Origin of the sequence: Mesorhizobium sp. (assembly GCF_004962925.1) — a bacterium.
GTDB lineage: Bacteria > Pseudomonadota > Alphaproteobacteria > Rhizobiales > Rhizobiaceae > Mesorhizobium.
Window position 1 is genome coordinate 17,452 of record NZ_SUEO01000055.1, and the last position, 12,654, is coordinate 30,105.

General features: G+C 61.8%; 15 protein-coding genes and 1 pseudogene. 5 read left to right on the forward strand and 11 right to left on the reverse strand.

The window, feature by feature from the left end:
* The 5 genes from E5W87_RS13705 to E5W87_RS13725 all read left to right on the forward strand — a co-directional run.
* Window positions 1–315 (forward strand): TOBE domain-containing protein (locus tag E5W87_RS13705; RefSeq protein WP_292397994.1); only part of this gene is annotated, 315 nt, incomplete at its 5' end.
* Window positions 316–319: 4 nt separating this feature from the next.
* Entirely contained in the window at window positions 320–1,432 is a 1,113-nt protein-coding gene (locus tag E5W87_RS13710) for a mandelate racemase/muconate lactonizing enzyme family protein (RefSeq protein WP_292397996.1), read from the forward strand.
* A 10-nt stretch (window positions 1,433–1,442) separates the two neighbouring features.
* Window positions 1,443–1,772, forward strand: a complete 330-nt coding sequence (locus tag E5W87_RS13715) for an L-rhamnose mutarotase (protein WP_292397998.1) — start codon at window positions 1,443–1,445, stop codon at window positions 1,770–1,772.
* Complete coding sequence (locus E5W87_RS13720; protein ID WP_292398001.1) at window positions 1,765–2,841, forward strand: Gfo/Idh/MocA family oxidoreductase; 1,077 nt, start codon at window positions 1,765–1,767, stop codon at window positions 2,839–2,841. Before E5W87_RS13715 ends, E5W87_RS13720 begins: the two co-directional genes overlap by 8 nt.
* A 1-nt stretch (window position 2,842) precedes the next feature.
* Window positions 2,843–3,313 (forward strand): MaoC/PaaZ C-terminal domain-containing protein, encoded by a 471-nt coding sequence (locus E5W87_RS13725; protein WP_292398003.1) that lies wholly within the window; start codon window positions 2,843–2,845, stop codon window positions 3,311–3,313.
* Between the two features lie 188 nt (window positions 3,314–3,501).
* On the opposite strand, the gene E5W87_RS13730 is transcribed toward E5W87_RS13725, so the two are convergent.
* From E5W87_RS13730 to E5W87_RS13780, 11 genes and pseudogenes are all read right to left on the reverse strand, one after another.
* The gene (locus E5W87_RS13730; protein WP_292398005.1) at window positions 3,502–4,458 is read right to left on the reverse strand and encodes a C-terminal binding protein; all 957 of its coding nucleotides are present in this window, start codon (window positions 4,456–4,458) and stop codon (window positions 3,502–3,504) included.
* Between the two features lie 15 nt (window positions 4,459–4,473).
* Window positions 4,474–5,229, reverse strand: a complete 756-nt coding sequence (locus tag E5W87_RS13735; protein WP_292398007.1) for an aldolase/citrate lyase family protein — start codon at window positions 5,227–5,229, stop codon at window positions 4,474–4,476.
* Window positions 5,230–5,272: 43 nt separating this feature from the next.
* Complete coding sequence (locus E5W87_RS13740; RefSeq protein ID WP_292398009.1) at window positions 5,273–5,992, reverse strand: hypothetical protein; 720 nt, start codon at window positions 5,990–5,992, stop codon at window positions 5,273–5,275.
* Window positions 5,993–6,013: 21 nt separating this feature from the next.
* Complete coding sequence (locus E5W87_RS13745; protein ID WP_292398011.1) at window positions 6,014–7,324, reverse strand: TRAP transporter large permease subunit; 1,311 nt, start codon at window positions 7,322–7,324, stop codon at window positions 6,014–6,016.
* A 3-nt stretch (window positions 7,325–7,327) separates the two neighbouring features.
* Complete coding sequence (locus E5W87_RS13750; protein ID WP_292398013.1) at window positions 7,328–7,840, reverse strand: TRAP transporter small permease; 513 nt, start codon at window positions 7,838–7,840, stop codon at window positions 7,328–7,330.
* 58 nt (window positions 7,841–7,898) lie between these two features.
* Window positions 7,899–8,876, reverse strand: coding sequence for a TRAP transporter substrate-binding protein DctP (gene dctP, locus E5W87_RS13755; RefSeq protein ID WP_292398015.1), 978 nt, complete (start codon window positions 8,874–8,876; stop codon window positions 7,899–7,901).
* A 94-nt stretch (window positions 8,877–8,970) separates the two neighbouring features.
* A complete protein-coding gene (locus tag E5W87_RS13760; RefSeq protein WP_292398017.1) occupies window positions 8,971–9,513 on the reverse strand; it encodes a flavin reductase family protein in 543 nt (180 codons plus the stop codon).
* Window positions 9,513–10,607, reverse strand: coding sequence for an LLM class flavin-dependent oxidoreductase (locus tag E5W87_RS13765; RefSeq protein WP_292398025.1), 1,095 nt, complete (start codon window positions 10,605–10,607; stop codon window positions 9,513–9,515). Before E5W87_RS13765 ends, E5W87_RS13760 begins: the two co-directional genes overlap by 1 nt.
* On the reverse strand, window positions 10,607–11,323 hold the full coding sequence (locus E5W87_RS13770) for a GntR family transcriptional regulator (protein ID WP_292398019.1): 717 nt from the start codon (window positions 11,321–11,323) through the stop codon (window positions 10,607–10,609). The genes E5W87_RS13765 and E5W87_RS13770 overlap by 1 nt, the downstream gene beginning before the upstream one ends.
* Before the next feature lie 367 nt (window positions 11,324–11,690).
* Window positions 11,691–12,341 (reverse strand): PQQ-binding-like beta-propeller repeat protein, encoded by a 651-nt coding sequence (locus tag E5W87_RS13775; RefSeq protein WP_292398021.1) that lies wholly within the window; start codon window positions 12,339–12,341, stop codon window positions 11,691–11,693.
* 9 nt (window positions 12,342–12,350) lie between these two features.
* Window positions 12,351–12,654, reverse strand: a pseudogene (locus tag E5W87_RS13780) (helix-turn-helix domain-containing protein); the annotation flags it as partial.

Consider the following 12,654-nt stretch of genomic DNA (forward strand, 5'->3'; position numbering starts at 1 on the left):
CCCAGCCAGTTCAAGGCCAATGTCGGAATCGGCGACAAGGTGGTGTTCGGCCTCAGGCCAGACGATATCTATCCAACAGGACATGGCATCAGCTCCGGTGAAGATGTCGATGTGCATCAGCTGGAATTGCCGGTGACCGTCACCGAACCGCTTGGCAACGAGACGCTGGTGTTCGCCGAATTCAACGGCAGCGACTGGGTGTCGCGAATGCTCAATCCGAAACCACTCAAGGCCGGCGACCGGGTGAAAATGAGCCTGGACCTGTCGCAGGCCCATCTGTTTTCTGCCGATACCGGCAAGACATTGCGAGGTTAACGTCATGGCAAAAATCGAAAAAGTCGAACTGCGGATGGTCGACCTGGTGCCGAAGGTTAAGCGCACCGACGCCATTCAGAGTTTTGTCAGCCAGGAAACGCCGATCGTCACCATCACCGACGCCGACGGCGCGGTCGGCACCGGCTACAGCTACACGATCGGCACCGGCGGCTCCTCGGTGATGCGGCTCCTGGCCGATCACCTTGCGCCGCGGCTGATCGGCCGCGACGCCGACATGATCGAGGCGATCTGGCACGAGCTCGAATTCGCCACCCACGCGACGACGATCGGCGCGATCACGGCAATAGCGCTCGCGGCCATCGATACGGCGCTGTGGGATCTGCGGGCGAAGAAAAAGGGCCTGCCGCTGTGGAAACTCGCCGGCGGCGCCAAGGACCGCTGCCCGCTCTACACGACCGAAGGCGGCTGGCTGCACATCGAGACCGAGGCGCTGGTCGAGGACGCGCTGGCCGCCAAGGCCAAGGGTTTTCGCGGCTCAAAGGTCAAGATCGGCAAGCCGCACGGCTCCGAGGATCTCGCCCGCCTGACAGCGGTGCGCCAGGCAGTCGGCTCATCCTACGAAATCATGACCGACTGCAACCAGGGCTTTTCGGTAGACGAGGCGATCCGCCGGGCGGAGCGGCTGCGCGACCTCGACCTCGCCTGGATCGAGGAACCGTTGCCGGCCGATGACATAGACGGCCATGTGCGGCTGTCAAATGCGACGTCGACGCCGATCGCCATCGGCGAGTCGCTCTATTCGATCCGGCATTTCCGCGAATATATGCAAAAAGGCGGCTGCTCGATCGTGCAGGTCGATGTCGGCCGCATCGGCGGCATCACGCCGTGGCTGAAGGTCGCGCATGCGGCCGAGGCCTTCGACATCCCGGTCTGCCCGCATTTCCTGATGGAACTGCATGTCAGCCTGACCTGCGCCATTCAGAACGGCCGATATGTCGAGTATATTCCCCAGCTTGACGACCTGACCGGCAACAAGATGCGCATCGAGGACGGACACGCACTGGCGCCGGACGAGCCCGGGATCGGCATCGACTGGGATTGGGACGCCGTCAAGGCAAAGAGCATCGCGGAATTCACCACGGCGATAACAAAATAGGGAGCCGGACATGCAGCGGATGGGAATGGTGCTCGGCCTCAAGCCGGAAAAGGTCGCCGAGTATGTGCGGCTTCACGCTGCCGTCTGGCCTGAGGTACTGGCCATGATTTCCGCCTGCAACATCAGGAATTATTCGATCTATCTCAAGGAGCCGGAGCACCTGCTGTTCAGTTATTTCGAATATCACGGCACCGACTATGCCGCCGACATGGCGAAGATGGCCGCCGATCCCAAGACGCAGGAATGGTGGGCGCTCTGCATGCCTTGCCAGGAGCCGCTGCCGACCCGCAAGGAGGGCGAGTGGTGGGCATCGATGGACGAAGTCTTCCATCATGACTGATGGGGTTTTCGATCCTACGTCGCTCTCCCAGTCCTGGGCGAAGCCATCGAAGCCGAGGCCGATCGTTATTTTCGGCGCCGGCTCGATTGTCGACGATGCGCATTTCCCAGCCTACGGGAAAGCCGGCTTCCAGGTCGCCGGAGTTTTCGATCCCGACCACGCCAAGGCAGAAAAAATAGCGGCAAAATGGGGCGTCACCGCTTACCGGTCGGCCGAGGAAGCCGCGGCGATCAAGGACGTCGTCTTCGATCTGGCGACGCCGCCGGCTCATCATGCCGGCGTGCTCAGGGCGTTGCCTGACGGCGCCGTAGCGCTGATCCAGAAGCCGATGGGCAGCGATCTTAGCGAGGCGACCGAGATCCTCGAAATCTGCCGCTCAAGAAACCTGAAGGCCGCAGTGAATTTCCAGCTCCGCTTTGCGCCGATGATGCTGGCGCTGAAGGATGCGATCGCCAAGGGCTGGCTGGGCGAAGTGGTTGATTTCGACGCGTGGCTGGCGCTGGCGACGCCTTGGCAACTTTGGGAATTTCTGCTGAAGGCGCCGCGCGTCGAGATTGCCATGCATTCGATCCATTATCTCGATCTGATCCGGCAATTGCTCGGCGATCCCCGGGGCATTCACGCCAAGACGCTCGGCCATCCCAATCACAAGGTTGCGCAAACGCGCACCAGCGCGATTCTCGACTATGGCGATACCGTGCGCTGTGCGCTGTCGATCAACCACGATCATAAATTCGGTCGCAGGCATCAGGCCTGTGAGTTCCGCATTTGTGGCACCGAGGGCGCCGCCTACCTCAAGCTGGGGCTCAACCTCGACTATCCGCGCGGCGAGCCTGACATCCTTGAAATCTATCCCAAGGGCGGCTCCGACTGGATTACGGTGCCGCTCGTCGGCGAATGGTTTCCGGACGCCTTTGTCGGCCGCATGGCCAATGTCCAGCGCTACGCATCAGGCGAGGACACCGAGCTTATCAGTTCCGTCGAGGACGGCTGGAACACCATGGCGCTGGTCGAAGCCGCCTACCGATCGAGCGCAGCGCCGGCAACACCGATCGCGGCGAGGCCCTGACATGGAGCAGACGATCTATTTCGAGGACTATCAGATCGGCTCGTCGCGCATGACCAATGGGCGCACCATCACCGAGACCGACTTCGTCGTTCATGCCGGCCATACCGGCGATTTTTTTCCCCACCACATGGACGCCGAGTTCATGAAGACGACGCCGTTCGGCCAGCGCATCGCCCATGGCACGCTGGTCTTCTCGGTCGGCGTCGGGCTGACGGCAAGCGTCATCAACCCGGTCGCCTTCTCCTATGGCTACGATAGGTTGCGCTTCATCAAGCCGGTGTTCATCGGCGATACGATCAAGACCCGCACCACCATCTCGGCCAAGGAAGACGACCCGAAGCGGCCGGAGTCGGGCCGGGTCATCGAGCGTTGCGAGGTGATCAACCAGCATGGCGACGTGGTCCTGGCGGCCGACCACATCTACATCGTCGAGCGCCGCAACAAGCCGGACAGCGCTTCGAACTCAGGTTGACAAAAAGCGCTGCAAGGGACGACGCCGAAACCTGAAACAAAAAACCCGCCTCGTCGGCGGGTCGTTGGCGCAAATCAGCACTATGTATAAATTCCTAGCATAACTGCCGTCACATGTCAAGTTAAAACTACCCACGGTTGCAAGTCGCTTCAGCTTTGCGCCGCGGCGGCGCCGACTTCGAGAATTGGTCACACCCGGTTGACCGGATAGACCGGCTTCCCGCCGCGCAGGACCGATGCGACATCGGCAAACACCTTATTGCGAACCTCGGCGTAAGACTGGGTCGAGTAGTGCGCCGCGTGTGGACTGACCAGGACGCTGTCCAGCGCCAGCAGCGGATTGTCGGGCGAAGGCGGCTCCTGCTCGAATGTATCGATGCCGGCGCCTGCCAAATGGCCGCGCCGGATCAAATCCGCCAACGCGACTTCGTCGACCAGCCCGCCACGGGATACGTTGATGAGCATCGCCCCTTCCTTCATGCGTGACAGGGCTTCAGCCGACATGATGTTTCTGGTCTCCGGGGTAGCAGGAATATGCAGTGAGACGATGTCGGCCCTGGCAAGCAGCTCATCGAAGCCGACCGGTTCAGCACCACCGACCGTGATGCGCTCCGCCGGCATATGCGGGTCGTACGCGATGACATGATAGCCGAAGACCCGCGCCCGCTCGGCAGTCAGGCGTCCGATCTGGCCGAAGCCGATCAGGCCGAGAATCTGCCTGTCCGGCCGCGTGATGCCGGCGCCGTCGGTCATTGCGGCCCAGCGGCCGGCGCGGACTGCGCTGTCGAACTGTTTCAGCCTGCGCGTCAGGGCCAGGATCAGGGCCATGGCATGGGTGCTGACCTCCACCAGATTGGCGTCCGGCACATAGGTTACCTGAACACCGGCACGGCTGGCGGCCTCGATGTCGATCGAGTCTAGGCCTACGCCGAACCGTCCGATGACCTTGAGGTTCTTCAGTTCCGCCAGCACGCGAGCCGTGATCGGCTCCCGCAATATCATCAATGCGTCGGCGTCACGGCACTGTTCGATCAGGGCATCTTCGGTAAGGAGCGTCTTTTCGATAAACTCGGCGTTCAAGCCGTCGAGGTAGCGCAGCTGCTCTTCCTCGACTGACAACACGCCGTCGGTCTTGATTATCTTCATGCCAAACTCATGCTATCAGGCGCTGCGCGCGGAGGCGGCACCGGCGGCAAGGCCGGCGCCGAGAAACATCGTGTCGCTGGCCAGCATGTAGAAACTGATGCCGTGCTTCGACCATTTGCCGACATCATCCGCCGACGGACGAAAGATGCCGACGGCCTTGCGGGCCGCGCGCGCCGCGGCCGCGATCCTGATAATCGCGGCATTGAGTTTGTCCTGGCCGGCCGGCCCCATGGCGTCGATCGAGACCGACAGATCGCCGGGACCAATGAAGATCACGTCGACGCCGTCGACCTGGACAATGTCGTCGATGTTGGCGAGACCTTCGGCCGTCTCGACCTGGATCGCGACCGTCAGGACATCGTTGGCCGACTTGAGGTAGTCCGGAATCCTGTACCCATAGCCGGCGGCTCGGCCTGGACCAACGCCGCGTGCGCCGACAGGCGGGTAACGGCAGGCCATGACCGCCATGCGCGCTTGCTCGGCCGTCGAGACGCGCGGCACCAGGACGCCTGACGCACCGGCGTCGAGCGCGGCCGCAATCCACTCCGGCGTGTGGCCGGGCACACGCACCATCGCGGGAACCTTGTGGACATCGGCGGCGCGGACCAGATCCTCAAGCCGTTCGCGGCCAATCTGCGAATGCTCCCAGTCGATGCACAGGAAATCGATCCCGCTTGCGGCCGCCACTTCGACTGCCACCGGATGCGGGATGGCGCAGAAAGTGCCGATGAGGCGATCGAGAGAGACGCATTTTTTTCGAAAGTCGTACATGAAATCTCCAAAGATTTTTGGGCGTCGGCAAAAACTCTTCGCGCTACGAAGCGGTGGCCCGTGGCAAGGAATGCACGGCTTCCGTCGACATCGGAAAGTGCAGGCTGCCGCCTGAAAAGGGTGGGAAGGTCTTGTAGTCGGCGCGCATCTCCAGCCGTGCCGGCGATTGCAATGCGTGCGTCAGCGCTGCAGGACTGTCGAACATGACCCGGTTGCGCTGCATATGGTCGACCCGCGGCCAGGGCAGCGAGCCGCACCAATCCAGCCGCGACAGAACCTCGATGTGGCGAATGCCGGGGAAGCCCCGCATCAATTGCGGATGATGCGTCACATAGTGGTAGAGCCAGCTATTCATGTCTTCGGCCGGCCCGGGGTAGTGGACAAGATAGCTGCAGGGCAGCCCAGACGTCTTGACGCCAGCGTCATCGACGGGGAACGGACGCACGCACATTGCCTGCTGCGTCGGCCTCGAACCGGCGATGCTCGACAACACGCCCGGTGCGGTAAGCGCCTGCAGATGACCAGACGGCGCGAGCGCTGCCTCCATGTCCGCTAGCTCGTCGAAATAGAGCTGGAGGCCAAAGACCGGCGGTGGGCCATCCTTGTTGAACATGTCCGTCGCCACTTCGGGCAGGTAGATGTTTGCAAGCGCAAGACCTGGCGTTGTCGCGATCAGGCGCCGCACAGCGTCGACGTCTTCACGGGCGATGGCCAGGCTTGCCGGGAGGTCGTCATGGAAGAAAGCGAGATAGGCAAAGCGCATGTGGACACCTGCTGGGTTCGGCTAGATCAAATTCGGAAGGAAGAGGGCGATCTGCGGAAAGAGGACAATCAGCAGGATCAGCAGAAGCGTCAGTGCGATGTAGGGCGCCGCGGACATGGCAACCGTTTTGAGCGACGTGCCTTTCGGTGCAACGCCGATCATGATGAACAGCAGCAGACCAAAGGGCGGCGTGGTGAAGCCGACCTCGTAGGCGAGCAGCAGGATCAGCCCGAACCACACGGGATCGTACCCGAATTGCTGGGCGATCGGCAGGAAGATCGGCAGCGTGATCAGCATCATCGAGACCTGATCCATGAACATGCCGAGCAGCAGGATGACGAGCACCATCATGAGCAGCATGGGATACGGTCCAAGATCGTAGCCCACGATGAACTGGATAAAGCCGTTTGACGCGCCGGAGAAGGCGAATATCTGCGAGAACGTTGTCGAAGCCGAGATGATCAGGAAGGTCATGCCCGTGACCTTCATCGCATCGTCCAGTGACTTCCAGACAACCGACCAGCTGAACCTTCTGTAGACAAACAACAGCGCGAAGACGGCGGCACATCCGAGCCCTGCCGACTCCGTCGGCGTCGCTATTCCAAGGATGATCGTGCCGACCACCATGAACACGATGACGCTCATCGGAATGATGTTGACGGCGACCGCCCTCACCTTCTCGGCCGCACGAACGGCGGGCACCGGATAGTGCGGAGCGGCGTCCGGATCGATCTTCGTCTGTGCGAAGATCAGCGTCGCGTACATGACGACGAGAAGCAGTCCAGGCAGAGCCCCTGCTATGAGCAGCGCGCCAACGTCGATCTGGGCAAGCGAGCCAAGCAAGACAGCCAGCGAGGAAGGCGGGATGATGACGGCAAGGCTTCCGGCGCCAAGCACCGGTCCGTAGGCCATGTGTGGCTTGTAGCCCCGCTTCAGCATCTCGGGCACCATCAGCGAGCCCATCATGCCGGTGTTGGCGAGGCTCGACCCTGACAGCGCAGAAAAGATCGTGCCGGCGGCGAGCACGACATAGGCAAGACGTCCCCGCAGATTGCCGATGCACAGGTCGAGCGCGTAGATGACTTTCTCGCCGAGACCGGAGCGGAAGAACAGGCTGCCCATGACGAGGAACATCGGCAGCGGCGCAAGCGCATAGGTCGAGACGGCGTCAGAGAAGTTGGCGACCATCTGCGTCACGCCGATCGAACCGCCGAAGAACAGGTACAGCCCGATCACATTGGTGACGAAAAACGCGAAGGCGACCGGCAGCCCAAGGCCCATCAACACAAGGATGGCGCCAACGAGCACGGCGAATGGAAACAGCCAGGCCATCGGTCAGAGCCCTTCCATTTCCAGAGGATCGAGCGTGTACAGCGTGTCATGGCCGAGCAGGTATCTGAGCCATTCCAGCGCCGAGAGGTAGAAGGCGAGCGTGATGGGCAGAAAGACCAGCCATTTCGGCATGTCGAAACTGCGCGTCTCATACTCGCCGCCCGACACGGCGCTTATCAGGGAAGAGAGTGCGACGCTGCCAAGGTAGAGGCTGACGCCAATGCAGGCGAGATAGACCAGCTTTTCAAGCACCGCCCGAGCCCGCACAGGCAGCGCCTTGCGCAGGAACTCGACGAAGACATGGCCCTTGCTGTGGACCAGCCAAGGCATCGGCAGAAATGCCGCGTAGAGCAGACCATATTCCGTCGCAGACACCGCCCAGGCAAGCGGTCTTAGGCCCAGATTGCGGACGCAAACATCAGCGACCACCGCGACAATGATGAGACCAAGCACCACCTTTGCCGCCGCGGCCAGCGCAAGGCTCAGCTTCCCAATCGCTGCAAACAAACTGTCCATTCCTGACGACCCTCATGCCAGCTTTGACAGGGGCGCACGAGGGCGCCCTCCGCTCGGGCTACTGAAAGAATTTCTTCAACTGCTCGATGTTGCTGGGATCGCGTTTGGTCATTCTTGCCCAGCTCGCCTGCGTGGCAGCCGACAGGAATTTGTCGCGGCCAGTGCCAGTCAAGCTGACCACCTTCTGCCCGCCGTCGATCATCGCCTGCGCCTGCTTTTCGGACTCGGCAAGATTGGCATCGTAACTCGCGCGCTCGTATTCGACGGCCGTATCGGCAAGCAGCTTCTGTGCCTCGGGCGACAGCGCGTCCCATTTGGCCTTGTTGATCGAGACCAGCACATCGGTTTTGAAGAATTGCGGATCGACGCGGTATTTGGTGAATTTGTCCCAGCCGAAGGACGAATAGCCAAACACGGTGTAGGCGTTGGCATTGACGACGCCGCGCTCGAGCGAGGTGTAGACGTCCCCCGGCGCTTGCACGATGACGGTTGCGCCCAAGGATTCGAGGAAATCACGATAGAGCGGCGACGAGCGGATCTTCAGACTGCTCCAGTCGATGCTGCCTTCGTCATTGAGCTTAGGTTCGTCGATGGTGAAGACGTTGAAGCCTGACCCCGCATCGACATGCGCCAGCAGATGAACATTGGCCTTCTTCTCGAAAATTCTGCTGATGAAATCCCAGCCGCCATTCTCGCGAACCTCCCAGGGCGTCTTCGTCGATGCAGAGAAAACCTCGCCTTCGGGAACGAGCTCCAGGAACTGACCTGCCGGCGTATCGATCACGTCGATCAGGCCGCTCTTGAGCGCCGCACCCTGCTGAATCGGCGGAATGACCTCCGGCCCGCCACGCACATTGATCTGAACCACGCCTTTGCCCTTTTCGTTCACCTTCTGAACGAACTTCAGGAAACTCTGTGCGTAGCCGTTCTGCGTCGGCGTAAAATGCACAGCGTTGAGGACGACCTCTTCGGCCGTTGCGATACCCGCTACACCCGACATGAGTGCAGCCAGAACAAGGGACTTCCAAATGCGCATTGCCGTACTCCCTCTGATAGATCACTTCGCTTATGTTGGGCCCACGATCGGGCCGACTGAAATTGCAATCGCTGCGCCGCCACGTGAACGGCAGTCAGGCATCATCTCCTACTGTCAGGAACCGTCCATGCGCGTAGAACACCGGCGATCGGTCAGCGCGATCCAGCGCGACCGCCGAGACGACGCCGATGACAATCATATGCGACGCCCGCACAATAATTTCGGCCACCCGGCATTCGAACATTGCCCGCGCGCCGACAAGCAAGGGCGCGCCGGTTTCGCCGCGCACCCATGATCCGGACGAGAACCGCGCGACGCCCTTGGCTTTGGTCATGCCGCCAAAGGCACGCGCGACATTCTCCTGGTCGCCGGCAGGAAGGTTGACGGAAAACGGCAAGCCTTCGCGAATGGCCGAAGCAAAGGTGCTGCTGCAGTTGACGCAGGCCAGCAGCGAAGGCGGCTCGGCACTGAATGAGCAGACGGCCGTCGCCGTGATGCCGCAAAAGCCGATCTCGTCATGCTCCGCCGCGAGGATGGCGACCGAGCCCGCCACAGCCCGCATCGCCTGCTTGAAGGCGCGCGGATTGATGGCGTCGTGCCCATGCACCCATGGCGTCGGAATGGCGGCCGCCGGCATCAATTTACGCGAAGCCCGGCCTGGCGCATCAGCGGCAGCACGCGGTCACAGAAGAAGGGCAATTCGTAGGTGTAGTTGACGAATGTGAGGGCGGCGCCGGAATAACCCTGGTCCATGATCTCAGTGAGATCGTCGACGATCTTTTCCGGCGTGCCGATGAGCGGAAACGTTCCAGCACCGCCGGCGAACCTTTGCCGATATTCGGTGAAGGCCTTCGCGTCATGCGAGTTCGCGAATTCCTTCTTCTTGCGCATATGTTCGTCGACGGCGCCCTCGTCCGCGCATTCAAGCGCGTAGTGCCGGTAATAGTCCTCGGCTTCCTGCTGGGTCTCCCGGCAGACGACGTGGCAGACCGTGTAGACGCCGACTTCGCGTCCGACCTCAGCTGCTCGGTTGGTGATGTCGACGACATGGGCGCGGCCATCGGCAATTTCGGAAAAAGTCGAGAACAGGTAGTCGCAGTGGCGCGCCGCATAGTTGCGGCCCGGTGCGCCGAAGGCGGCATTCATGGTCACCGGGCGCGGCGCCTGCAGGCTTGGCGGGCGGCTGACGACCCCCTTCAGATCATAGAACTCGCCGCCGAAGTCGAACGGCTCCCTGGATTGGTAGGCACGCTCGATGATGTTGATCCACTCTTCGGCCTGATCGTAGGTCCGATCGCCGACCGTCTGGCCGAACATGGCGAACTCGTCCGGGTTCCAGCCGCAGACAATGTTCAAGCCGGCACGCCCGTTGGAAATATGGTCGACCGTGGCCAGGGCTTTTGCAGCCTGCAGCGGATGAACCAGCGGTACATGCACCGTCATGAACAGACCGATGTTCTGCGTGGCAACGGCGAGACCCGCTGCCCAAGTGAAAGTCTCGAACGACCACTCCCGCACATGCGTCAAACCGCCGAAGCCGCGCCAGCGGGCGATCGGCAGTAGAAACTCCAGGCCGGCGCGATCGGCGATGCAGGCAGAGTTGAGGTTGTCTTCCCAGCGGGCGCGCCAGCGCTCGGGAACGGTGGTCATTGCGAGGCCGCCATCGGCGTTCATCGAAAAGACGCCGAGCTTGAACCTGTTCGGCCCTTTCAGCGGATGCTGCTTTCTGATCATGATTTTCCCTGCCGTGGGATGATCGCAGCTTCATCGTTGAACTGTTGCAACGGTGGGCTCAGCTTCATGAAACGCTCCTCGGCGTTCTGGATGAAGTGGGTCATGCGGTCGTAGGCCGCGACGGCGTCGCGCTTGACGAACGCCTCGTAGATTGCGCGCATGCCGGCCACGATGACGGCCTGCGTCGGCTGGTGCGACAGCGTCTTTAACCGGACGACGAGCACGTGGTCGGCGAAGCGGGCAATCGTTTGGGAAAGGCGGTCGTTCTCGACGGCGCCGAGCCAACAATTCCTGAATGCCGAATTGGCCTGGAAAAAGAGGGCGGCATCGCCGGCGGCGGCGGCTGCTTCTGCCTCCTGAAGCGCGGCTGCCAGCGTCTTGAGGCCAGCGGCGTCAAGTGTCCGTGCGGCGTGCGCGGCCGCCCGTGGTTCGAGCAGGCGGCGGACCTCGAAAATGTCAGCGACATCCGTCGCGGTAAGCGTGGGCAGTGTGAAGCCGCGCGTCGTGCCGACGAGATAGCCTTCATGCACCAATTGCATCAACGCATCGCGGACAGGCATTCTGGAGATGCCAAGCTGGGCGGCAATATCGACATCGACGAGCTTCTGGCCAGGCGCCAGTTCGCCGCGCTGTATCGTCAGGCGGACCTGCTGATAGACCTGGGCACGCAGATTGCCCTCGCCAACCCGTTTGAACTCTATCGGTTCCGCCATCCACGCCTTCCCATGCGAAGATTTCGTATATGGTTCGGGCTGTGTTCTCGCGGTCGTCCCGTTTGAAATGCAGCCACATGTCGGCTGAATTCGACCCGTCAGCCATGTTCCCGGCCCAAGTGGAGCATAGGCTGGATCACCTGGCAAGATATTTTAAGTCTATAATGTATACTGTTTGGATTCACGCTCGGAGGAGCAGCAGCGGAACGGCGTTTATCCCTGCTATCGCCATGAAAGAGCGGGGCGCACCGACAGGCGATCGGCTTGCGCAGGGCTTCAGCGGTCCCGCCACGTCGATGGCCGCTTGCTCTGCGGGACCGGTTCGTCGAGCGGAGGCAAGCCCGAGAGGGCCGCTTCGGTCATTCGGTTACTTGCTCGTGGAGCCTCGCCTCGGCCGGCGGACGGCTCTCACCTTGCCGCTGTTTCCACCGCCGCAGAAGAACTGATCGCCGCCATCGGACTCGAGCCCCGATACGCCTGTTCCAGGCGGCATCTCAAGCTTCTCCAGAACCTTTCCCGTTTCAGGATCTATCCGCCTGACGTCGCTTTCGTCACCTTCCCAGGTGCCGTGCCAGAGTTCGCCGTCGACCCAGGTGACCCCGGTGACGATACGGTTGGAATCGATTGTGCGAAGAATTGCCCCTGTCTGGGGATCGATCTGATGGATTTTGCGACCGCGATTCTGCCCCACCCAAAGTGTCCCTTCGGCCCAGGCGAGCCCGGAGTCGCCGCCGCCACCAGGGGCCGGGATCGTGGCCAGCACTTGGCCGGTCTTCGGATCGATCTTCTGGATGCGATCTTCGGCGATCTGGAACAGGTGCTGACCGTCGAAGGCTGTTCCCGCGTGGGCGGCGACATCGATCGAGCGCACCGTCTCACCGCTCGCGGGATCGAAGGCGTTCAGTCTGTCTCCCGACGCAAACCAGACGTGCTGACCGTCGAACGTAACACCAGCCACCTGGTCGGCACCAGGAAAGGGGCCATATTCGCGGAGGATTTCGGCTGCAGATCGTTTCATGCTTCTATCCTAATAACCCGACAGTGAGCCGGGGAGTAACAAGATTGTCGGGAATCCCGGCACCGGTGGGGTCATCCAACGGCGCGCTCGCCCCCGACCGAACGACTGCACCTTGCCTGCTGCCGCAAGCTGCTCGAGCGATCGCTGAACGGTGCGCGAGCTGGCTCCGAGCGCAATCGCCAGCGCCGAGCTCGACCACGACTCGCCGTCGGCAAGGAAGGCGAGCATCCCCGCATGCTGTTCTTCGACGGGCGGCGCCAACACGACGATCTCGGGCGCGCGGCGCGGCTTAAGCGCAAAGCCTCGCTTGGTC